The organism is Bacillus sp. FJAT-18017 (genome assembly GCF_001278805.1).
In the GTDB taxonomy this organism is placed as follows: Bacteria; Bacillota; Bacilli; order Bacillales; family Cytobacillaceae; genus Bacillus_D.
Window position 1 is genome coordinate 2,531,674 of sequence record NZ_CP012602.1, and the last position, 23,664, is coordinate 2,555,337.

At 43.0% G+C, this 23,664-nt stretch carries 21 protein-coding genes; 3 read left to right on the forward strand and 18 right to left on the reverse strand.

Annotated features, from left to right (window positions below):
* Positions 1–291: 291 nt before the first annotated feature.
* The 11 genes from AM500_RS11775 to AM500_RS11825 all read right to left on the reverse strand — a co-directional run bounded on the left by AM500_RS11775 (position 292) and on the right by AM500_RS11825 (position 12,322).
* The gene (locus AM500_RS11775) at positions 292–1,809 is read right to left on the reverse strand and encodes an aldehyde dehydrogenase family protein (RefSeq protein ID WP_053599375.1); all 1,518 of its coding nucleotides are present in this window, start codon (positions 1,807–1,809) and stop codon (positions 292–294) included.
* Positions 1,810–2,049: 240 nt separating this feature from the next.
* Positions 2,050–2,823: an enoyl-CoA hydratase-related protein gene (locus AM500_RS11780; protein ID WP_053599376.1), complete on the reverse strand. Its 774-nt coding sequence runs from the start codon at positions 2,821–2,823 to the stop codon at positions 2,050–2,052.
* 15 nt (positions 2,824–2,838) lie between these two features.
* Positions 2,839–3,618 carry an enoyl-CoA hydratase/isomerase family protein gene (locus AM500_RS11785; protein ID WP_053599377.1) on the reverse strand — a complete coding sequence of 260 codons (780 nt, stop codon included), beginning with the start codon at positions 3,616–3,618 and terminating at the stop codon, positions 2,839–2,841.
* On the reverse strand, positions 3,611–3,919 hold the full coding sequence (locus tag AM500_RS11790; RefSeq protein WP_043930779.1) for an EthD family reductase: 309 nt from the start codon (positions 3,917–3,919) through the stop codon (positions 3,611–3,613). The genes AM500_RS11785 and AM500_RS11790 overlap by 8 nt, the downstream gene beginning before the upstream one ends.
* A 291-nt stretch (positions 3,920–4,210) precedes the next feature.
* Positions 4,211–4,723, reverse strand: coding sequence for a 1,2-phenylacetyl-CoA epoxidase subunit PaaD (paaD, locus tag AM500_RS11795; RefSeq protein WP_053599378.1), 513 nt, complete (start codon positions 4,721–4,723; stop codon positions 4,211–4,213).
* 21 nt (positions 4,724–4,744) lie between these two features.
* Positions 4,745–5,566, reverse strand: a complete 822-nt coding sequence (gene paaC / locus AM500_RS11800) for a 1,2-phenylacetyl-CoA epoxidase subunit PaaC (RefSeq protein ID WP_442853997.1) — start codon at positions 5,564–5,566, stop codon at positions 4,745–4,747.
* The gene (gene paaB, locus AM500_RS11805; RefSeq protein ID WP_053599379.1) at positions 5,535–5,909 is read right to left on the reverse strand and encodes a 1,2-phenylacetyl-CoA epoxidase subunit PaaB; all 375 of its coding nucleotides are present in this window, start codon (positions 5,907–5,909) and stop codon (positions 5,535–5,537) included. The genes paaC and paaB overlap by 32 nt, the downstream gene beginning before the upstream one ends.
* A 33-nt stretch (positions 5,910–5,942) precedes the next feature.
* Positions 5,943–6,860, reverse strand: coding sequence for a 1,2-phenylacetyl-CoA epoxidase subunit PaaA (gene paaA, locus AM500_RS11810; protein WP_231688178.1), 918 nt, complete (start codon positions 6,858–6,860; stop codon positions 5,943–5,945).
* A 599-nt stretch (positions 6,861–7,459) separates the two neighbouring features.
* Positions 7,460–8,137: a TerC family protein gene (locus tag AM500_RS11815; protein ID WP_053599381.1), complete on the reverse strand. Its 678-nt coding sequence runs from the start codon at positions 8,135–8,137 to the stop codon at positions 7,460–7,462.
* A 45-nt stretch (positions 8,138–8,182) separates the two neighbouring features.
* Positions 8,183–8,464 (reverse strand): YkvA family protein, encoded by a 282-nt coding sequence (locus tag AM500_RS11820; RefSeq protein WP_053599382.1) that lies wholly within the window; start codon positions 8,462–8,464, stop codon positions 8,183–8,185.
* 378 nt (positions 8,465–8,842) lie between these two features.
* Positions 8,843–12,322 (reverse strand): hypothetical protein, encoded by a 3,480-nt coding sequence (locus AM500_RS11825; RefSeq protein WP_053599383.1) that lies wholly within the window; start codon positions 12,320–12,322, stop codon positions 8,843–8,845.
* A 165-nt stretch (positions 12,323–12,487) separates the two neighbouring features.
* Here AM500_RS11825 and AM500_RS11830 point away from each other — a divergent pair, with 165 nt between their 5' ends.
* Entirely contained in the window at positions 12,488–13,861 is a 1,374-nt protein-coding gene (locus tag AM500_RS11830; protein ID WP_053599384.1) for a dipeptidase, read from the forward strand.
* 243 nt (positions 13,862–14,104) lie between these two features.
* On the opposite strand, the gene AM500_RS11840 is transcribed toward AM500_RS11830, so the two are convergent.
* Positions 14,105–14,950 (reverse strand): MBL fold metallo-hydrolase, encoded by an 846-nt coding sequence (locus AM500_RS11840; protein ID WP_082347214.1) that lies wholly within the window; start codon positions 14,948–14,950, stop codon positions 14,105–14,107.
* Positions 14,951–15,081: 131 nt separating this feature from the next.
* On the opposite strand from AM500_RS11840, the gene AM500_RS11845 reads away from it, so the two are divergent.
* A complete protein-coding gene (locus tag AM500_RS11845; RefSeq protein WP_053599387.1) occupies positions 15,082–15,552 on the forward strand; it encodes a hypothetical protein in 471 nt (156 codons plus the stop codon).
* Between the two features lie 51 nt (positions 15,553–15,603).
* Here AM500_RS11845 and AM500_RS11850 read toward each other — a convergent pair whose 3' ends face one another.
* The 5 genes from AM500_RS11850 to AM500_RS11870 all read right to left on the reverse strand — a co-directional run bounded on the left by AM500_RS11850 (position 15,604) and on the right by AM500_RS11870 (position 23,081).
* Positions 15,604–17,883: an ATP-dependent DNA helicase gene (locus AM500_RS11850; protein WP_053599388.1), complete on the reverse strand. Its 2,280-nt coding sequence runs from the start codon at positions 17,881–17,883 to the stop codon at positions 15,604–15,606.
* A 580-nt stretch (positions 17,884–18,463) separates the two neighbouring features.
* Complete coding sequence (locus tag AM500_RS11855) at positions 18,464–20,419, reverse strand: lipoteichoic acid synthase (RefSeq protein ID WP_053599389.1); 1,956 nt, start codon at positions 20,417–20,419, stop codon at positions 18,464–18,466.
* 120 nt (positions 20,420–20,539) lie between these two features.
* Positions 20,540–20,788, reverse strand: a complete 249-nt coding sequence (locus AM500_RS11860; RefSeq protein ID WP_053599390.1) for a hypothetical protein — start codon at positions 20,786–20,788, stop codon at positions 20,540–20,542.
* Between the two features lie 163 nt (positions 20,789–20,951).
* A complete protein-coding gene (locus AM500_RS11865) occupies positions 20,952–22,199 on the reverse strand; it encodes an MFS transporter (protein ID WP_053599391.1) in 1,248 nt (415 codons plus the stop codon).
* Between the two features lie 393 nt (positions 22,200–22,592).
* Entirely contained in the window at positions 22,593–23,081 is a 489-nt protein-coding gene (locus AM500_RS11870) for a hypothetical protein (RefSeq protein ID WP_053599392.1), read from the reverse strand.
* A 165-nt stretch (positions 23,082–23,246) separates the two neighbouring features.
* On the opposite strand from AM500_RS11870, the gene AM500_RS11875 reads away from it, so the two are divergent.
* Entirely contained in the window at positions 23,247–23,426 is a 180-nt protein-coding gene (locus AM500_RS11875) for an H-type small acid-soluble spore protein (protein WP_043932144.1), read from the forward strand.
* Positions 23,427–23,477: 51 nt separating this feature from the next.
* Here the strand turns inward: AM500_RS11875 and AM500_RS25825 are convergent, their stop codons facing one another.
* Positions 23,478–23,639, reverse strand: coding sequence for a hypothetical protein (locus tag AM500_RS25825; protein WP_053599393.1), 162 nt, complete (start codon positions 23,637–23,639; stop codon positions 23,478–23,480).
* Between the last annotated feature and the right edge of the window lie 25 nt (positions 23,640–23,664).

Genomic DNA, 23,664 nt, shown 5'->3' on the forward strand with positions numbered 1-23,664 from the left:
GAAAATTACTAGTGGTGGTACATGAGCATGGCTATTTACCTTATGGCCCGGGTCAGGCCCTCACTACCTTCGAACATGATAAATAGTAAAAATTAGTTAAGGCTGTTAGTCAAAAATAGCTAAGCATTCATGAAAATCACTAGTCCTGGTACATGAGCATGACTATCCACCGTATAGCCCATACAGCATTCTACCAACCAGATAACCCCGTCCATACCTGGTTTCATATCGTATTCACTTTTCAAAAAGACAAGCACCCCTCGCCAAGGTGCTTGTCAATTCTTACTCTGATTAAACACCAAGCGGATTTAATGGCTTAGGCCCGTAATAGGAAATAATGCTCTTTGTTTCTGTATACAAATCCAATGTCTCGATTGACAATTCGCGTCCGAAGCCGGATTGCTTATAACCGCCGAACGGTGTTCCTGGAAAAGCGGAGAATGGGCAATTGACCATCACGATTCCGGCCTGGATTTGCTTGGAGACACGGGTTGCCCGGCCATAATCCTTTGTCCAGATAGCAGAACCAAGGCCGTATTCGCTGTCATTCGCAAGTTTTATTGCTTGTTTTTCATCAGTAAATTTCATTGCTACGACGACAGGGCCAAAAATCTCCTCACGAACGGCCTTCATTTCGTGGTTAACATTTGTAAGTATCGTAGGTTCATACCAAAAGCCATTTTCATAGCCTTCGATATTGCCTTCCGTGCCTCCTGCCTCAAGTGTTGCACCATCCTTGAGTGCAGATTGGACGTACCCATCAATTACCTCCAGCTGGGAACGGCTAATAATCGCGCCCACATGAGTTTCTTTTTCAAAAGGATTTCCAAGCTTAAGGCTCTTTGTTTTAGCAATAAATTTTTCCATGAATTGATCATAGATACTTTCGTGAATATAAAGCCGGGACCTTGCTTCACACGACTGGCCACTGTTATAAAAAATCCCAAATAGCGAGCCGTCGACTGCAGCATCAATGTCAGCGTCTTCAAATACGATATTCGGGGATTTACCGCCAAGCTCAAGGGTAACCCGCTTTAGAGTCTGGGAAGCCTTTGCCATTATATCTTTGCCGATAGGTGTGGAACCAGTGAAGGCAACCTTATCGACCTGTGGGTGTTCGACAAGGTAATTGCCCACCTCGGATCCTGCTCCAGGAATAATATTGACGACCCCGGCCGGGACTCCCGCTTCAATGCAAATTTCTCCTAAAACAATCGCTGTCAGAGGGGTCAGAGATGCTGGCTTTACGACAACCGAGCAGCCAACGGCAATTGCCGGCGCTATTTTCCAGGCAGCCATCATTAGCGGATAATTCCAAGGAATAATTTGCGCGCACACACCGACTGGTTCTTTCTCGGTAATGTTCTGGAACGCACCTGGCATGCTGTTAACAGCACCGCGATGGCTGACAATCGCTCCCGCATAAAACTCGAAATCTTCAATTGCCTGCATAACCTGGCCCTGGGCTGCAGCAAGTGATTTACCTGTATCCAAAATCTCCAATTCTACTAATTCGTTAAATCTCGCCCTCATGATTGATGCAATCTTGTTAAGTGTCCTTGATCTTTTGTTAACAGGGAAGTGGCGCCACTTGCCAAAATCAAATGCATTCCTTGCAGCTTTGACAGCTAGCTCGGCATCCTCGATTCCCGCCTTGGCTATCGTGGCGATTACCTGTCCTGTTGCAGGATTGATTGTTTCATAGGTTTGGCCGGACTGGCTATCAGCCCTTTCACCGTTTATAATCAGCTGATAACGGTCCCGTTTCATTTCCATTGGTTCAAGCTTTTGTTCTTTTACTGTCGACATGGGTTCAGCTCCTTCTTCAAATAGATTTTGTGGAGTTGGTTTTGAGTGTCTTTCCTTTAGCCCTTAATTCATTTCTATGGGCACATTTCGAATTTCTATGGGCACTTTTCATGATTCTATAGGCACTTTTCGAAATTCTATGAGCACATTTCACGTTTCTATGAGTACTTCCCCAATTCTATAGGCATATTTATGACTTCTATAAGCAAAAATGCCGGTCTTACTAAAGATGAGGTGACTCTACTTCCCTTTGAATTCCGGCTTTCTTTTTTCTGAAAAAGCAGCTACCCCTTCCAGATGGTCTTCGGTCAGGCCGGCGATGCGCTGGCTCTGTGCATCCCGTTCCAGGAAACCGTCAATACTTGTCGCCCAGCTTGCCTTCAGGTTTCGTTTAATCAGGCCAATTGCTTTAGTTGGCATGTCAGCAAGCCTATTAGCGAAGGCGGCGGCCTCATCTAAAAACGATTCAGCAGGAACCAGCTTTGTTACCAGACCGAGTCGATTGGCCTCCTCCGCGTTGACCTTTTCACCCAGTACTGCAAGCTCGAGAGCCTTTGCATGGCCAATAATCCGTGGAAGATAATATAGATTTCCAGCGTCCGGAACCAGGCCAATATGGATGAAGGCTTGAAGAAAGCTGGCCTTTTCCGAGACGATCCGGAAATCACATGCCAGGGCAAGGCTCATGCCTGCTCCAGCCGCTACTCCATTAACTGCCGCAATCACCGGCTTTTCACATTTCTCAATCTCGAGCACCATCGGGTTATAATTGTTGCGGAGTACGTCAGCGTAATTGGTTTCTTTAGTTACCTCGCTTAAATCCTGGCCGGAACAAAAAGCTCTCCCGGCACCTGTTATCACAACCGCACGAACCGAGTTGTCCCTGGATGCTTTCCGGACGGCTTCGCCAACTTCCTTGTTGAGTTTGGCTGTAAATGCGTTAAGCTTATCCGGGCGGTTTAGGGTAATCCAAGCTGTCTTGCCGCGAATATCGTATTCTACTGTTTCAAACATTTGTATGTAGCCCCCTTATCGCCCTTGAAAATCGGCCTTCCTCTTATCCAGGAATGCTTTCATTCCTTCCTTTTGATCCTCGGAAGAAAACAGCATGGTAAAATTCTTTCGTTCATATTTCATTCCTTCATAGATCGATGCATCAATAGCATGCAGGACAGACTCTTTAATAAACCTGACCGATAGCGGCGGCATTTTCGCAATTTGATTTGCGTAGCGAGCTGCCTCCTCCATTAACGCCTCACGGGCAAACACCTGATTAACCAGGCCGAATTCCCGGGCTTCTTTTGCGGTAATCCTCTTTCCGGTGAATAGCCATTCCATCGCTTTAGTTTTTCCGGCAAGCTTTGTAAGCCTGACAGTTCCACCTGCTCCCGGCATGACTCCGAGCAAAACCTCTGGAAAGCCGAACTCAGCATCTTCTGCAGAAAAAAGAATGTCGCAGCAAAGTGCCAGCTCGAATGCTCCGCCTAATGCAAAACCATGCACTGCGCCAATGATCGGCTTTTTAATCCAGGCGAGCCGGTCCCAATCTGTAAATTGATTCAATAGTTCCATCTGAATGGTATTGGCGTCTGCCATTTCATCAATGTCAGCCCCCGCCGCAAAACAGCGTCCCTTGCCGCTTAGAACAATTGCCCGAATAGTCTCGTCTCGGTCAAATTGCTCCATACCCTGAAGGATTTCAGCGACCATTCCCCTGTTCAATGCATTGAGAACCTCGGGGCGGTTCAGCCCAATGAAGGCAACTGCACCATCTGTCCTTGTTTCAATGTACTCAAAACTATTATTCATTGACTTCCTCGCCAATCATCAGAGTCAGAATATCACCGGCAAATTTCATTGCGTCCTTTCCAGATGCCTTTGCTTCATCAGTTTTCATTGCAGCTTTGAAAGCTGCCATATCCTCATAGTACATTTCGGCCATCATGTAATAAGGAGTTTCTCCACCCATAGGGCTGCCGGTAATTCTAGTCGCAACACATTTCTGAAGGCCTGGAATTTTTTCAGTAAGCGGAATATGCGTGTTAAAGTAGTACTCGTCAAATGCCTCCTTGTTCTCCGGATGCTTGTAAAGCGCGATCATTTTAATCATAGCTCTCTCTCCCTTATAAATTATTGGGGCAACAACAAGTGCTGCCCAGGTTTGCTCGATTAAGTTTGAACTAATATATATGGTTCCATTCCAATAGTCTTATAAACTCTAAATATTTCAATCCAGCTTATTGGCACCATTTCAAGGGTCTCAGCCGTTCAAAACGAATCCAATCGAGCTTATTGGCGTCATTTTAAGGGTCTCAGCCGCTCAAAACGAATCTAATTCAGCTTATTGGCACCATTTCCACGGTCTCCCAACCTCAAAACAATTCCAATACGATGAACGGTATCAGGACATATCCATCGAAACAGGCTTCATTGCTTCAAACGGATTTTTGCATGCTCGGCAGTAAAGAATGCTGCGACAGGCTGTAGGGCCAAAAATATTGTCAACTGTTGTATATGTGGATCCGCAAAACGGACAATCTGCTTCCCAGCCAAGGCCGTCCGGCAGCTGCCTTGGCGGAGGGGCAATCCCGAATTCCTTTAATTTCGTCCTGCCTTCCATTGAAATCCGGTCGGTCGTCCATGGAACGGAATAGTTGAAGAGGACAGTTATCTCTTCAAACAGTCCTAGTGCTTCTATAGCTGTTTTTACATTTCCTTTAATAATGTCCAATGCAGGACAGCCGAGAAAAGTCGGGATAAGTTCAACTTTTGCCATTGAACCGGAAACCACAACCTCTTCTAGCATGCCGAGTTCGACAATAGAGATGGAGGGTATTTCAGGATCCTTTACAGAATGAAGCGCTTTCAAAACTGCTTCTTCTCCTTGCGTTTTGTTTATGCCCAAAGCAGTCATTCCTTTTTTAAATTAATCAACCTACCAGCCTGCCGCTGGATCAAATCTGTATACCTCTGAGAGTACCTCAAGGGCATCTTCTAATTCTTGTGTATGCTCCCCATTGCGGCCGCAAGAGCCATTTTTTCCAAAAACGTCAGGCAATGTAGTATGAAGAGATTCAAAGACATCCTTCATAACAGAATTCCATTGATTTTCAAGCACGATGCTGGACTCAATCAAGCTGAGTTTTGTTATTTGGTCGGCCAGTGTTCCATAGGAAAAGATATCAGCAAAATCGGTGCAAACCTTCTTTATAGCTGCTTCCATCCTCCCCCTCGCTTCGCCGCCTGCTGACATTAGTTGAATAAACCATGTTTTCCAGTGCAAATGGTGATAATAAAGTTCCACATTCACCCTTCTTGCCGCATCTGCCAGAGGTACATACGATGAGTTCATCAGCGAGGACATTTTAATCCTTTTTGCAACAGTATAAAAATAGGAGCGGACAACAGCGAAGGCCCAATCGTATTCGGGTTCAGTCAAGTAGGTCCCTGGTCCGTTCACTCGTTCCAGCAATATTGAATTTTTTCGTTCAGAAGCAGCCCTTCCGTGAGCAAGCTCGTCAACAGAACCTGCTCCAACGTCTTCAAGCAGCTGGTAAAATATCGCTGCGTGCCCCATCGTATCTTGGCTAATTGAAGCAAAGGCAATATCGGCCTCAATATGCGGGGAGAGACCAAGCCATTCCGAACCGCGGTAGGCCGCAATAAAATCATCGTCGGCCAGCTGAAAAAGCAAGTCAATCAGCGCTTCTTTATACTCTTGTTTTTCAGCTGCCTGCTCCGGTGTTTGGATTTGCACCTTTTTCAACACCTCCCCATGACATGATTTCTTTCTCATCAAGCATTTCCTGTTCATACTTGCGCCATTTCTTTTTCAGATAGCCGTAGCCCTTTGTATTCCGGTATTCCTTATTATCGAGACGCTTTAAGGAGTCCTTCTCTTCGGGTGTCATTTTGCGGATGTCGCTCCTCTTGACCACCCAGATATCGGCAACCGGTTCCCGTCGCATGAAGTTTTCCTGCGCCATAACAAGTGCTAATTCCTTGTTTGGTGCTAGCAGCGAAAACTGATATTGCATTGGCGCGGTATCCGACCGCTTGCTGAACACCTCGAACTCCTGGTAAAACTGTTCATTTGCCAATAAATTGTCCCTCCTTCCCCATTCATGCTTAGATCAGGAAACTGGTGCGCCTAAAGCTGCTCTTACCCATGCGTTCGTTTCATAAGAGATTTTTCTCAGCCGGAGCCGGGCTTCCGATTTTGGTCCTTTGTTTTTAATGATGTCCTTGAACCTGCTCCAATCTGGCTGTCGATAAATCCACTGTCCTGTTTCCTTGTCAAATCTCATGGTTGGGTCTGGTACTGTAAGGCCTAGTGATAGCAGGCGCGGGATATATTTTGTGAAGAAATCCTGGCGCAGCTGCTCATTCGTTTTTGAACGGATTTTATATTTGATTGTGATATCCTGCTTCGATGTCCCGGTCGTTGACGCATCCCCGGGGCCGAAAAACATGAGTAGCGATTCCCACCACCGGTCAATTGATTCTTGAATCATCGCGCGCTGTTCGGGGGTTCCTTCAGCGAGAGCAATTATAATAGATTCTCCGTGCTGTGCATGAAATACCTCTTCCGCACAGATCCGTTTCAATGCGCGGGCATACGGCCCATAAGACGCATCGAGCATATTCGTTTGAGTGATGATAGCCGCCCCGTCCACAAGCCAGCCAATGAGACCTGCATCAGCCCAGGTCGGAGCTTCCATATGAAAGACATTATGAAATTTAAGGTCGCCGTTAAAAAGATCTTGCATGATAGATTCACGATTTTTTCCGTAAGGCTTCATCAAATCCTCCGCCACTCTCAGCAAAAGCTGGCCATGGCCCATTTCATCCTGAACCTTTGCCATAATTCCCAGCTTTCTCTTTATTGAAGGTGCCTTGGGAACCCATTCCTTTTCAGGCAGCGCACCCATGATCTCGCTAATTCCATGCATGGAGATGAGTTTGATAAGTGTTTTTCTGTATTCGTCCGGCATCCAATCATCGGCTTCAATCTTTTCCCCGGCTTCAATCCGCATCATGAAATTAGCCATCAACACCTGCTCCGAAGCTGTCAATTCCATCCCTCCCGAATGATTTATATGACGTTAATTTATCGGATATAAATAATTGTGTTATATATTTATTACAAAAATAACGTCTTGATAGTGAAAAGTCAAATAATAATTCAGAAAATTTATTTAAATTTTTAACGAGGTTTTTCTACGGGGAAAAATAGTGCTTTAATAACATGAGAAGCTTTGGAGGATAAATGAAAGATTACACGATTAAGCACATGCAATTTGCATAAAAAAGACCCTTCACTAATTTGTGAAGGGCAAAAGTTTATCTATAGAAAGAGGGTGAGAAACTAAGGTTAACTTAATTGGTTTCAAGAAATAAATCGAGTTCAACATGGACAATCTCGAAATTCCCGGCCTCATCTTCGAGTTCTGAACTTTCTTCAAGCAATGCGTCAATATCAATCTTGGCGATTTCCATGCTGCACCTCCATTCGCTTCTTTTGCCATATTCTTCGAAGGTAATCTGGCTTTTTGGGGGGCAGAAAATAAAAAAAGCGGAATCTTTTTAGATTCCACTTATTTATTACAGTATGGCCATAAACGATAAACGGCACTTCCGCTTTTATTCTTTAATTTTGATGCTGTTGCTGAAGCTTTTTCTGTTTCATTTTGCCAAAGAAGACTACGGCGACAACGGCGAGAAGTTCGAGACCGTATGTTAAGGCTGGGTTAGAATCAAAGAAAGGTTTCATAAACGGCTCTTCAGTTATCATTTTTGCTGCTGTGTATGCGAGGACGGCTGAACCAATCGTAATGATGATTGGAAAACGCTCCATCCATTTCAAGATAATTGTACTTCCCCATACAACAATTGGAATTGAAATCAACAGTCCCAGGATGACAAGGAGTGGTTCCCCTTCCGCAGCACCGGCTACTGCGAGGACGTTATCGAGGCCCATTAAAGCATCAGCAACAATAATTGTCCAAATGGCTCCCCAAAAAGTAGTTTGGGCTTTAACCTCGTGGCCACTTTCCTCGGTCAGCAGTTTATAGGCTATTCCGAGCAATAATATCCCGCCAACAAGGCGAAGCCCTGGTATCATTAACAGATAAACGACAAGAATGGTTGCGGTAGCCCGTATGACAATCGCACCAACTGTTCCCCATATAATTGCTTGTTTTTGCTGGTTTTTTGGAAGGTTTCGTGCGGCAAGACCAATTACAATTGCATTATCCCCTGCAAGTACAAGGTCAATAATAATTAGTGAACCCAATGCTGCCCAAAACTCCGGTGAAAATAATTCCATACTCAAATCACTCCATGATCTTAATGTTTACATTGAAACTGAAACTCATTCAATTTCCATCCCATGCTTTTGCCTTAATGAATCTGGTGCCAGCTTGATGATTTGCTGAAAGACAAATAATAGAATTCCAACATCATCAATCAATCCGAACATTGTTAAAAAGTCAGGAATCAAATCGATAGGCAATAAAAAGTAGCCAATGATCAGCCCTGCCGACAGCAGCTTCTTTTTAAAGGAAACATGGCCGGATTTGAAGAAGTCCATTAAAAAGGGACCAAACTTCCTTACTTTGAAAACTAATCTGATTCTTTTCCAAACCTTTCTCATTTAAACACCTCAATGATAAGCAATCCTATGTACTATTTCCCTTTATCGAAAATAGATAAAACTGCATATTTTTCCAATGCACCCACCTATGTTAACTCGGGCTTAGCTTATTAAAAAGGAGAATGAATACAAGCTTGGCATTGAAACTGGCTAAATTACAAAGAAGAAGATGTACTGTTATGCAAACAAAAAGACCCTTACCGGTATGCGGTAAAGGTCTCGCTTACAACTGACGGTTGCCAGCAAAGCCGGGGTACACCCGTCGTGACGACTTTGCTGTCTTAGCTACTCCCCTTTAAGGACTATGTTATTTATTTTAGATTCCGAAGCTTTTTCCGTCAAGAGAAATTACTTAAATTTCCCATATGTTTGTTCAAATTAGTTCCAGCCTTTAAGCGCATTTGTAACCTTTTGTTTCAATTTCTCGCCAATGGGTTCTCCGCCACTTTCTCCCCTTTGTTTATTCCACTCATTGAAGGAGGCAATTCCGATTAACAAAGTGCCTGCTACTAACAAATAACCCCACCAAGGCAGATTCCCCCAGAACGGACGGGTTTGAAGGAAAACATTCAACAACAGTACACCGGCTCCTATAAAGAAGTAGGATTTTATCCTGAGGAACATTCCGGTAAGCAATGATACTAGTGAAAGCGTTCCTAAAATAAGCGCATCATAAACAGTGGAACTCGCAAGCCCATCCTGGATAAGCAAAATCGCCGTAATCAGCAGCGCTGCCCACTGAAGGTTGCTGGTCACATTGAGGTATCTTCCCTTCATTGCCCTTCGAAGGAAGATTGCCAATGCAACGAGTGGCAGTACCCAAGCTTCTCTTTCGAAAAGGGCTGGTATATCAAAGCGTCCAATGAACTCATAATATGGCTGAAGCAGGATCACTCCTGTTGCGGCAGGTACGAAGAAGCCAATAGCTCTGTCAACACGGCTCTTTTGCAGCCATACGGTAATAGCGATGAACAATCCAGGCAACGGAGCCATCCAGAGTGCCTTATCTGCAAACTGATACATATAGGTGAAGTAAAGGAATGAAACGATTGTATACGAGTCAATTTCAAGCTTTTTAAAATCCCCAATTCCCTGATAAAGTTTTGAATAGACATACTTACCTGCTGCCACATGGACCAGGCCTGCGGCACCTGCCGCAATGAAGATTAATGTGTCTGAAAAAGACGAACCAGCGGCAAATTCTATTGAGGCAAAAAATATTAGCAGCAGTGGAACAAATCCAAGTACATCCAGTTTGTTTTTGTGAAGGAATAGCAGAGTTACAATTCCGTAAAGAACTGTTACGGTGAACACTAGCTGTGTAAATGGGTAGGTAAAGCACATAAACCCAATACCTAACATTGAGAACCCGGAAATATAAAAGGCTGCCCATTCCTTTACTTTTCCTTTTAACAACATCCAGCTAAATATAAATATCATGCTGGCAATCGGGAATTCATAGTTCCCGTAATAGCCGTCAATAGAAAAATCGAGGACCTTGTATACGGATATAAATACTGTGGTATAAGCGGCATACAAGAAAATAATCTTTTTCCTTAAGTCTTCGGTCAGAAGGCTGCTGATTGTGTAAATTGCGATTGCCATAAGGAAACTGAGTAAAGACCAATCAGAATCGACCGCCCAGGACAGCGCCAAAGTGAAGGGCAATACTAGATGGCCAAGCCATCCAAATCCCCAATAAAGAAGTCGATTCCTATTCCTAAAACCAAGTGAAAGCAGCAGCAAGAACACTGCCCCGCCAGGTATGATAATCGAGTTTATTGAATTTGAAAGCTGAAGCTGACCATTAGCCGATGCTGCTGCCGAAAAATAAAAACCTAGGACAACAACACCCAGCAAAATTGAAGACCACTGTTGCGTATGCCGTTTAAACAGAATCCAATAACAAAGAATTCCTCCAAGCATAAGTCCGGGACGGACCCAATCAGGATCGCTGCCACCGCTGCTCAGCAACAAAATCCCTAATGTATACATCCCCTGCCCTATATAAAAGAAGGTCTTTTCAAGTTCACTGTCACGTGTTTTCAAAACAATAATGGATACTAGGAGCAGGATTGCACCTGAGATTCCAAAATATACAGGGAATCCAAGGTCTATATCTATAAATGCATTTTGAATCCCTGCCCTTTGCCAAAAGGCTATAACCGACAATCCGAACGAAAGAGGTGCTGCCCAGGCTGCCACGTACTTAACAACCGCTCTGTCATCCAGTTTCCTCAGCACAAGCACGGCAGCACCAAAAAACAATAGCATAATCCCAAGTTCCAGCCATTCCTGAAACCCCTGGGCGAGAATTATAGAAAACAGCATTGCTGTTGAGCCAAGTTCCCTCGCTGGTTGCCTTAGAATATTAATAGGCTTTTTCGTACCAAGCCAGCCAATTAGCCCAAACAGCAGTAACCCAGCTGTAAAAATAGCTGACTGAAAGCTTATTTCAAGCACATAGGTATCGAACAGCCCCGCAGCTTCAAAAAAAGCAGAACCAAGGAAGGCGGCACTTAAATATGGAAACAATCGTTTCTTTTCAATAGAGAATAGGAATAAGAAATTTCCCGCAATAATCAAATAGGCAATTAGGAGGACGATTGATGCTTCTCCCCCCCTTACCAGGAAGCCTTCAATTGTAATATACAAAAAGGCGAGAATGGAAACTGCGGCACTTGTATATCTGAACGCACGTTCTAGCAAGAAGGCTCCTTTTAATGCTTTTGGTACAAAAACAAATCCAAATGCAAGCAGCGCATAAAAAATCGCATCAACTGCTTCAAAAACCGAATGTTCTATTAGCTGGTACGCACCATAAACAATCATCGCGCTGAATATGAAATGATATTCCTTTTTGCCACTGACAAACATCATCGACAGATAGACAAGAGCTGTCAGAATCAAATTGAAGCTATAGAAAAGTTCATTATCATAAAAGAACAGCATTAACAAAGTTGAAAGAATCAAATTGGCCTGAATGTAGACCGGGAATTCATTTGCAAAAATCTTAAGCAACTCGCGATTACGGTATGTGAAATATACAAAAATGAACAATGCATTATAAAGCATGATTCCCAGATAAAAATAGTCGATCCCCAGCTTTAATGCTGCCAGCAGGAAACCCGCAGCGAAAGAAAACGCAACGAATGAGAACCAGACGAAAAGCCTGGATGATCTCTTTTTCGCAAAAGCAATATAAACAAGTGCTGGGAAAAAGCTGCCTAAAAAACCAAGAAAGAACTTTCCTTCCCCATCAACTGATAAATAAGAACCTAGCAGACCAAACCATCCGAGGGACAGGACAAAAATTGGTAAAAACAAACTGCCGAGGATGATAAATGCGAACGCTGTCCTTTGAATTTTCAGCACTTTTTCCGAAAGATAAGCAAACCCAAAGAATACCAGAGAGACAAGAGCGATGGAACTGCTCTTCATAAGTGAGCTCATTGACTCCCAATTGCTTGTTGCAACAAACAAGCCGCCAATTAAAAGGAATATAACGCCGATGTTTAACAGCCAGCTAATATTGCGCTCACGGATTTGTTCAGATGTAAGTACCTTTTTAGGTTTTGGCACGTATTTGGGCGTTGCAGGGAGTTCGACTTTTCCAGCAGAAGGCTCTGCTGTTTTCTTGACCGTAGGTTTTGGATACAGCTGAACAGGAGTCTTGGGTTGAGAACTGATCTGGTCAGTCTCTTGCAATGCATCCTGCTCCAAAAGGTCGAGATGATACTGCAGATGTGCTTTGCCAACGTCATTGGCAGTTTCAGGCTCGATATATCCTTTGTTTCTCATATCAAATAGTACTTTTCTAAAAAGCTGTCTCTCTTCTTCTCTCTTATTAGGCTCCATAATGCATCCCCCTGAAAAACTATGTAGTTTACCTAAAATTTACTCCTTAAGTGTAATTTTACACATCTAAACTCAATTTTCAATCTTTTTTTAAAAAATGTATAATTAAAAGGTGTTTTTCTTTCGGGTATAGAAGTTTAAAATGATAGCAAAGGAGGAATTCAATTGAACCAAAAACTAAAGGACTATTTTCTACATAATCGTGACAAGCATTTAGCAGAGCTTACCGAGTACCTAGCCATCCCAAGTATCTCAGCTCTCCCCTCTTACCGTGAGGAAATGCTGAACGCGGCTAATTGGACGGGTGCGATGCTAAAGGAAGTGGGGCTCAGCCGGGCAGAGGTGTTTATTGGTAAAGGCCATCCAATTGTTTATGGGGAATGGATCCAGGCTGAGGGCGCACCGACCGTACTAGTGTATGGGCATTATGATGTACAGCCGGTTGACCCGGTGGAACTTTGGGATAGCCCTCCTTTCGAGGCGACGATACGCGAAGGCAAGTTATATGCACGTGGTTCCAGTGATGACAAAGGCCAGATTTTCATGCATATGAAGGCTGTGGAGGCAATATTTCAAACAGTTGGCAAGCTGCCTGTAAATATTAAGTTCCTAATCGAAGGTGAAGAAGAAATCGGAAGCCCGAATCTCCCTTCTTTTGTCGAAGAAAATAAAGAGCTTCTTGCTGCGGATGTATTGGTCATTTCAGATACCACTATGCTTGAACGCGGGAAACCTGCGATTGTGTATGGTTTGCGCGGGCTGGCTGGAATACAGATTGACGTTAAAGGTGCTGCGGGGGATCTTCATTCGGGGCTGTATGGCGGCGCCGTCCAAAACCCGCTCCATGCACTTGTAGAAATCCTTTCCTCGCTTCGAGGTTCAAATGGTGTAATTAGTGTGGATGGATTTTATGATAAGGTTCGACATCTTTCGGATGAAGAGCGTGCTGAATTCGCAAGCTTGAACCAGAGTGAAGAAGCTTTGCGCAGCCAGCTCGGTGTCCCCGAACTTTTCGGCGAAGAAGGCTTTACAGCGCTAGAGCGTATTTATGCACGGCCGACTCTTGAGGTAAATGGAATTTACGGAGGATTCCAGGGCGACGGGATCAAAACAGTCATTCCTTCAGAAGCCCATGCAAAAATAACTTGCCGGCTTGTTCCCGACCAGGACCCACAAGAAATTGCCGACCTGCTTGAAGCTCATGTGAAAAAAGTCGCTCCAAAGGGTGTAACAGTTTCAGTTTCCCAATTTGACAAGGGAGCTGCATTCATCACTCCTTTTGATCATCCTGTAATCCAGGCAGCCGGCCAGGCATACGAAGAAGTTTACGGTGTTCCAACAGCTTATATCCGTGGAGGCGGCTCCATCCCAATCGTTGCCGATTTCAGTGGAATTCTTCAGATTCCGGTTGTTTTAATGGGCTTCGGGCTGGCTGATGAGAACTTCCACGCACCGAATGAGCATTTCAATCTGGAAAACTTCGACAAAGGACTAGAGGTCATAGGAAGCTATCTGTTTAAATTGCCTGATGTTTTGTAAACGATAAGATTAGGGCATCCGCGATTTGGAGCGGATGCCCTGTTTTATCTGAATTAGGTTCATATGGCTTGCTTTGTTTTTCCATATATCAAGGACAAAATAAATACTTGACCAAGTGGAAATGTCCTTGAAGTACTGGTTCAAGGACAATATGGGTCCTTCATCAAGGAAAATGTCCTCGAAAGTCAATTTCAAGGACAAAAGGATGCCCCGCTTAGTCAAAATGTCCTCGTAAGACCTATTCTATTTCTCCCCATCCACATACTTACCGTAATCGGGAACAGCTATTGAATCGAATTGGTCCGCAAGATTCCGGAGTCCGACTAGAAGCTCCTCCCCTTTCACCGGACGGCCGTGCCCTGTAATCGCTACTTTCGGCTTCAAAGCCTCCAATGCCTGAACAGAGGCTTTGGCGGCAGCCCAATCGGTTGTCAGATAGCGAGGCGGCCCAGTGATTTCCATTTCTTGAGTGAAAACTTTATAGAGAGAGTCCTGCCTGACGGTAACGAATGCATCCCCGGCAATCAGTGAACGATCCGATTCTCTGAACAATGACACATGTCCCTGAGTATGACCCGGAGTATGAATCCATTTCCAGCCTTCCATAAATGGGACTATCCCATCGCCAGGAAGCAGTTCGAGATTACGATCCAACACGATTGCTTCATTTGGATAGTAAGGCGATATTTTTGCCAGCATGCCTCCCTCAACAGTTGGATCTGGTTCCGGGTAGTCCTGTTGGCCAGTCAAAAAAGGCTGCTCAAGAGGATGGGCGAACACAGGCATATTCCATTTTTCAATGAGTTCTACAATTGCCCCGACATGGTCAAAGTGGCCATGTGTCAAAATGAGCGCCTTCGGAGGATTGTCTTTCCCAAACCGCTCCTCTGCTTCGTTTATAATAGTATCTGCTGATCTCGGCATTCCTGCATCAATCAGGACCCAATCATTGCCTTTACCAGGCAGGCCATAAAACACAACGTTAACAATCTGGATCGGAAAATAGTATAAGTCATCCGTCACTTGTTCGCCAATGCCAGAACTAATACTTGTCATAGGGATAATTTTTTTCTCGTATTCGTTCTTCATAATACTGCCTCCTTTTGATTCGCTCTTTTGACTTATTCCCTGCTTTCCTTATTTTCATTCAAAGAGCATGCATTTGCGGCATCCCTCAATGATTGTTATACTGAAGGAAAATTCAACTTGCTGGAGGCTATATGTTAACGTTTGAACAAAAACTTGCAATCATAGAATCTTTTCCGGAATTAACACGCAAAGATGTTTCGTTAGGCCGTGTCAATTTCCAATTTGAAGAAAGTGTCACCGAAAAAAAGAATGTAGTCTATCATCTGCATCCAAATGGGAATGGCTACGTTTATGCAGCAGGACTGCCTGGCTATCAGATTGAACAAAAGGGATTAGTCAATATCAGGGATTTCACAGAAATTGAGCTCCGGGAACTGCTTTCCAAAACGATTACCATCATGTCCGGGGAGGAAGAAGAAACCCCTGAACAACCGAATGGGTCCTTGGAAGAATCATGGGTAAATAAAGAAAATCAAAAACTGATCGTTATCAACGAAGATGAGCTATGGAATGTGTATTTTGGTGCCAATCTCGAAGAAAGCTTCGGCGATTATCGTGAAGTACTGGAGTATATGGCTGAGGAAGGTTTTAGTAAAAGATAATATCAAAAAGGGTGTCCCAACTTTATGAATGGGACACCTTTACTATGAATACTAATCTAATATCGTGAACTCTTTCCATTCATTTGGAAAAAAATTAAGATACTTTTTTTGCAAAAAGCGGTCATCAATTAGTACAATTGTGCCGGTATCCTCCTCGGACCGAATCAAGCGGCCCCCTGCCTGGAGAACCTTTACGAGCCCCGGAAAGGTATATGAATAATCATAGCCATTTTTCCCATTGGAGGTATAATAGTGTTTCAAAATATCCCGCTCAAAGGACAGCTGAGGAAGCCCTACACCAGTAATAATGACCCCATTCAGTTTGTCACCAGGAAGATCGACACCTTCTGAAAAAATGCCTCCCATTACTGCAAAAACGACGAGGCTCCTTGGGCGGCCTGCTTCAAAGTTGCTTAGAAACTGATCGCGTTCCTCCTCGGTCATCTGTGATTGCTGGATGAGAACATCTATTTCTTCCCCTGAATTAAACCGTTCAGACACTTCCTTCAGATAGAGATATGAAGGAAAAAAGCAAAAATAGTTACCCGGCCTTTCTTTAACCAGCATCTCAACCATTTCTGCAATCGGCGAATAAGATGCATCTCTAACTTTGTAGCGCGTTGACAACGGGCTAATAAATACGTCAACCTGCTCTCTGCTAAACGGCGATGGTATTGAAATAACTGCATCTTCCTCTTCCGCTCCGAGCATTTCCTTAAAATAGTCTCCTGGTACGAGGGTGGCCGAAAAGAATATTTTACTTCGGAAGGCTTTGCCGGCCTTCCTTAACAGCTCTGAGGGATCAAGGCAAAATAGCTTTACTGACGTTTCATTTCGTTCGTGTGAAAAATATGCACAATACTTCTCATTAAAAAATCCAGCAGTCCGGATAAAATTTTGTGCTGAAAAGAACGCATCAAGTAATTCCTCGGAAACTTCCTGGCCTTTTACCAACTCTGCTTCGGCTTTATCAGCGAACTCCTTTATGGCTTCAAGCAAATCCTCAGGAACACCTTCCAGCAAAAACGCATGCCTGCCTTCGAGTTCTTTTTTTCTATCCACAAAATACTGATTGATTTTGCCAGCAGCCTTTGACAATCCCGGGTTTGATTTTTTATAGTCTCTCTTGACGGCGAGATAGCCTTGCTTATCGAGAGTGGCAGAGTACATTTCCCGAGCTCTGTCCGCAAGGTTATGTGCCTCATCAACAAGAAGTGCTGTACGTTTTTTCTTTTCATCAAAAAGCCTTTTTAAGGAAACACGCGGGTCATAAACATAGTTATAATCGCAAATAACCGCATCTGCATGATAAGCCACATCCAGCGAAAACTCAAACGGGCATAGCTGGTGTTTTCTCGCGTAGTGTTCCAGGACCGTACGATTTATCCTAGTTTCATGTTCATAGATATCAAGAATGGCTTCGTTTATTCGATCATAGTACCCTTCCGTAAATGGACAGCCTTCTCCCGGGCATCCTTCATCTTCCTTGAAACAGATTTTATCCTTTGCAGTAATTGTGACCGAAGTTAAATGCAGTCCATTGGCAGCCATTAACGATAGAGCGTCTTCGGCGGCATGCCTGGTTGTTGTGCGCGCAGTTATGTAAAAGATATGGTCTATAACCCCTTCGCCGATTGCTTTTATACTTGGGAAAAGCGTAGATATCGTTTTTCCGATACCAGTAGGAGCGTTGGCGAATAAAGTATTCCCTTCCTTAATGCTTCGGTAAACGGTACCTGCGAGAAGACGCTGGCCTTGCCTGTAGGCTGAGTGCGGAAATTCGAGACGTTTAGCGGACTCTATCTTTTTCTCAAAATGTGAAAGCTTCATTTTTGCAAAAGGAGCGTAAACCTTTAACGCAAAATGAAGGAACTCTTCAAGCTCCACTATTGAAAAAGTAGAGATGAAAATCTTTGTATCGTTTGTACCCCTTTGTACATAGGTCAATTGGATGTCAATTTCCTCAAGGGCGTGTTCCAAGGCAATAGCATAGGCATAGCACTTCGCCTGTGCCCAATGGACAGGATATGAGTCAGCTTCAATCCATTCAAGGCTGCCTGCCGTTGATTTAATTTCATCGATAACCAGATGGCCATCCCTGACAAGCAATCCGTCACAGCGTCCTTCAACTAAAAATAACAGCCCTTCAGCCGAAATTTCAAATCGAAGCGGCACCTCTTTCCGATCTTCCTCATGATAGCCTTTCTGGATCAGTTGGTGAGCTCTTGTCCCTTCTATCATTGCCGTCTGCGGGCGAATCCCAAATTCAATGCTGCCACTACTATAAACATACTCAGCAAGTGCCCTTGCAGATATATTGATAGCCTCCATTACGTTCACCCCTTTCTGGGGAATATATGTTCTTTTATCGTACCATAAATTTTACACCGGGAAAATAACGAACCAGACAGCCAGGGAGCAAGTGCCTTTGTTACAGTACAGGCTGGAAAGTGGAATTTGTTTCGGATATGAATAACGTTGAATTATTCGGAGACTCAGGTAGAAAAGTTAAAGATGTTTTAGAAAAAGCAAAATATGTGGTAGAAATCGCCTGGGAAAAGCAGGTAACAGTGAAGAAGCTAAACCAATGGCTCTGTTAGTATTCATTGTTGATTTTTGTTGAGGTATAAGAATTTATTAGGGGGAGAATTTCCGGCTATTGTACCCACGGGCACCTTAAGAGACAGAAATAAGCGTATAAATTCCCCTAAACTTCTTAAAATAAGTCAAAAACCAATGATTCTGGTTTGATAAGCGGAAAAACTCCCCTTATTTTAAGAGAAATATGGTTATTTCCCGATTTAACCGGAATTTCTCCCCTTATTTTTCAAACAGATTGACATCAACATTCAGTTAAACAGAGCTAAACCAATAAAAAAGAGCGAAAGGGATATCCCCTTCGCTCATAATATTATTCTTCCGTATCACTAACTGGTCCGTCTTCCTTGATATACTCATAATCCTCAGGATTTATTGGCTTGAATCCATTAGGCGTATAGAATCTTAGCAAGTCTTTCAAGACCAATTCGTCTGACATTTGAAGCTCTGTTTTAACCTTTTCGGAATACTCCAGACACAGTTCTGTTTCTTCTTCGATCAGTTCACCTGTTGAAGTGTTATAGCACTTGTCACTAATTTGAGTGATTTCAGGTGAGGTGAAATCACCATTCCTGAAGCCAACAACTTCATGATGGTCAGGTGATAAAAGGTCTGAGCCAAGCTCCATGTAATCTTTCGAGTCAATGCCGAGCAAATGCAGGACAGTTGGACGCACATCGATTTGGCCGCCAAACTTCTCTATCTGCTTGCCTTTAACTCCAGGAATATGAATCATAACAGGAACCTTTTGCAATTCCATATTCTTTAATGGAGTGACTTCTTCACCAATCACCTGTGCCATTGCATCATTATGGTTTTCGGAAATACCGTAATGGTCCCCGTATAACACAAACATTGTATTTTCATACAGTCCATTTATCTTCAAATCATTGAAGAATTGTTCGATTGCCTGGTCCATATAGTTTGCCGAAGTGAAATAATTGTCAACAACATCATCCCCTGTGGTACCCAACGGGAAGTCCGTATCACCCGGATCCATTTCAAATGGGAAATGGTTGGACAATGTTATGAATTTAGTATAGAAAGGCTGCTTCATCCCTGCCAGCATCGGGATCGATTCCTTGAAGAACGGCTTATCTTTCAATCCATAGTTCTTCACTTCTTCGTCTTTCATGGTGTAATATTCGGCATCGTAAAACTCATCATAGCCCAAGGCCTTGTACATGACATTCCGGTTCCAGAATGTTTTATAGTTTCCATGGAAAACCGCTGATGTATAACCCTGGTTCTTAAGGATAGCCGGCATGGCATGGAATGTGTTTTGGGCTTTGTTAATGAAAACGGCACCCTGAGTCATAGGATAAAGCGAGTTTTCCATTAGAAATTCCGCATCGGACGTTTTCCCCTGGCTGGTCTGGTGGTACACATTCGAGAAGTAGAACGTGTTATCATCCTTAGCAAGGGAATTCAGGAATGGCGTTACTTCCTGGCCTTCTAGCTTGTAATCAATAATGAAGCTTTGCATTGATTCAAGAGCGATATAAACAACATTCATTCCTTCAGCTTTACCAAAAAGCTTCGGGTCTGGTTCTGAATAGTTCGCTTTCCTGTAGTTCTCGATTTCGGTAATATCATTACTGTCAGCGAGTGCGCGCTCACTGGAAGAGCGTATGTTTTGAATCGCATCGTAAATGGTAAAGTTATACGTACCGAGATATTTTACGAGGTATGCGCGGTCAAAGGACCTTGTCAATAGCTGCGGACGATCCTTTTCAGCGAGACCCAAATTGAAAAGAAATGTAGTCACAGCAAACAGCATTGCAATCCGGAACGCGCGCTTGCCTGGTTCCCTGAACCGTCCAATTGCCTTATAGGCAAGAACTGCCAGGATAATTGTATCCGTAAAATAAAAAATATCCAATGGGCCCATCAGCGATGCAGCACTATCACCGAGCTGGCCGGCATTGACCTTTGCTTGCATGAGCACGGGCAAGGTGATGAAGTCATCGAAGAACCTGTAATACACAATGTTTGCGTAGAGCAGAAAAGATAAAATCAAGTTGGTTACTGTTATCACCCAGAATTGGACTTTCTTGCGAAAGAGCAAAGCTATTCCAAAGAAAAATAGGGCTGAGCTAAGCGGGTTTAGAAACAGCAGGAATTTTTGGAGTCCATTATCAATTCCAAGATTAAATTCAATAAGATACGCACTGTAGGTTTTTAGCCAAAAGAGGACGACGGCAAGAATGAAAAAGGAATATTGCCTGTTTTTCCAATCCCCTATTTGTCTTAAATATTTTTGTGGCATGTTAATTCTCCTCTCACTTACCGAAAGCAACACAGGTAAACAAACCTCAATTACTATAACACATTATAGGAAAAAGTGGAATTAATAATACTGCTTGTTTCTTCCTGGTGCAGCCAATATTTATCGGCCCGTTTCCTCTTTTTTCAACAGGATTTGTGCTAGTTCGAGGTCTCGCTTACCACGTTCTTCATCGGTGATAAGGTCATATTTTTTTAAAAGATGAAAGACTTCATTTAACTCCAACTGAGTTGGATTTCTGCCCAGCCAGTCCATAAAGGTTTCACGTATATTAGACGGAAGTAGGTGGCTTTGGGTTTCATATTTTTTTTGGACATCCTCTGAAGTGTGGTCAAGCTTGCAAATCCCCATTAAAATCTCATTCCTTTTACGTTAGTTTGTATGTCCATATCCCCAAGGAAAGCTTCCTCGAAAATACATCGCACGAAATTACGCGACAGGTAACAATAATCGCGACGAATGCGCTAACTCCCTGCCCTTAAGTCACGCGCGAACCCGCTTTCTCTTTTGTTTGTTAACCAGCCTGTTTTAACTGCCCTGCCTTGCTCTTTTTTATATATAGGAAAAACAATAAGAAGAAAATCGCACTCGAAGCACGGATAGCAGTGGAAATGTACATTGATAAATGAATAGTTAATGTTTCTAAAAGAAATACCCCGAACTGTGGAGCAATGAAACCAATTATTGCAAGTAATACATTATAGTTTGCGATATAAGCGTGCCGATTATCATCCTTGGTCACTTCCAGTAGCTGGTTGAAGAGTATTAGGACGGTCCCGGATACAAAGAAACCCGAGAGGCCATTGGCAATGGTGATGTAGACGAGATTCGTTGAAACGATAAATGAAACCGGTGCAATTGACATGCCCAATGCTACAAGTATAAGCATTTTTGCATTTCCGTGCTTGTCTGCCATCCTGCCCCACCAATTAAAGCTTATGATTTGAGCAAGCTGATTTGTTACAGTTAATATACTAATCCAAAAACCATCTGCATGTGCATAGGAAATTTGATAAATACTGAACAAGGGCCATGCCATCTGCCAGCCAAAATTGAAATACAACCCGCAAATGAGGAAATATAAATAGGGCTTATATGTAAAAATGGAAAAGTCAGGCTTAAGCGATATGGATTTCTTGCCTTTTCCTGTTTTTTCTTCCTTATGTTTGATTAAGTAATACACTTCAATAAGACTTACGAAAAACGCAGTTATGAAGAGTGCCTGGTAAGGAACAGGATTGTTCTTATCAAATTGCTGAAGAATGATTCCAATCGTAAAAGTCGTGATCATTCCAACAATCGTCAACACCCTGTTCCGTTCACTGAAAAAACCGTTTCGGCGGTGATCAGGTACAAGGTCGCCAATAAGCGATTGCCAGCTAAGTGTTGCAAAAGAACCTGGCAGATTCATTAGCCCTACCAACAGGACGAATATCCAGCTCCTGTATTCAGCTGGCACATAGACCACAAAGAACATGCCAAGCAGGAACAGCCTTGTTAAAAAGGTTGAATAAGCTGTAAAGAATTTCTTTTCAGACATTCTGCCCATTGCAATCGACCCGATAAACATGGCAAACATTCCGACGAATTGAGGCAATGAACTAATAAGTCCGATTTGATAATTTGAAGCCCCTAATACTCCAAGGGCAAACAGGGAGAAATAGTTATTCGTAAGATTTAAGGCGATTGTTGAAGCGATTCCATTCTTTTTACTATAGGTTTCATTTAGTTTAACAATTTCCGGCTTATGATTGGGGTTCACTTTAAGACTTCCTTATTGGGAAAATTTCTTTTGCTGACTTCCTTAGATATCATAAACCCGGCATCCTTTTTAGGCAATAATGATTTTTGAAAATTTTTTTGATTATTATCAGTAATACTGACTCTCGAGATCATGTGAAAAAGAACATGTTGCAGCATCTACTACTCGTCGTCTTCTTTCAAAATATAAGAAATCACCAATACAGGTTTGACCCTAAGTCGCAAAAACCTCTTTATTCACATTAGCGTTATAAGATATAAGACACAAGCCGGCATTTTGCGAAAAAATGAAAGCGCAATCAAAATGTATATTATATAGAAGAAACTAGGTAATAAAAAAAGGAAATGGTTTCGCCATTTCCTGAGTAATTATATTTATTTTCGAACTGGAAATTTAGAACCAGAAATTTTCCCAACTGCGTCTTCTGCAGTTGTTATTATAAGAGTCTTGACTGCCGCCTACATCATAGGAATCCCGGTTATTTCCTCTGCCAGTACAACGTCCACAGTGTTTCCCGTTCTCAGCGCCTGCTACATTGCCATAATTCGTTTCATATCGGTCATCTGAATAACCACAGCCAATATTACATCTGCGGTTTTTTCTATCCCTATCACCAGCCGCGTCCCGGTTGTTCCTGCGATTTCTGTTAAATGCGCCTGCCACATTAGCGTTCCTTCTATTTCGATCATTCCGATCATTTCGATCAAAAATTCCTCGGACCCTATCATCGTTAACGTTCCGATTATCTTCTGACCCAAGGACCACTAATTGATCTGCCCGAATAACGACTCGATCTGCCAGTACTTCAACATCTCTTGTTTTATTATTGTTTCTAATGTTGTTTCTATTGTTATTTCTATTATTTTTTCTCCGTCTGCCCATGTAAATTCCCCCTTTCAGCATGTTTATAACAGTATATGAAAAGGACTTGAACGCGATTGGACAAGAACTCTCTTGTACAGAAATGTGTTTCTGCCTATTCTGTTGGATAATTTCAGTTTTGATGCCAAAAGCTATAGGTATCTAATTTTGAAAGGATGATTTATGGTGGATGTAAATCGGGTAAAGCAAATTCTATCTTCTTCTGCTGACATTAACGTTACTTACAATGGAGCAGAAGTTTGGATAGACGAATTACATGATGACGGGGAAACAGCAACTGTCCATTTAAGGGGGCCGCTTGAAGAAAGAACAGTCATTGAAATAAAGGAACTTAAAGAGGAATAAAAATATACAAGCCCGCACTCAGCGGGCTTGTATATTTTTATATAACGTGTCTCAGCTTTTTTCCAGCTGTTCATTCCGAATTGAAGATGGCTGTGGCTGGGTGTCCCTGGTAATACTTTTAAGGGAACTGCGTTCAAATGGGCCCCGATCCTGGCCTGCACCAGGAGCAATATTGCTCATCGGCAGCTGTTGAAGTTCTTTTCCTCTCGGCAAGTTCAACACTCCTTTCCACTTTAGC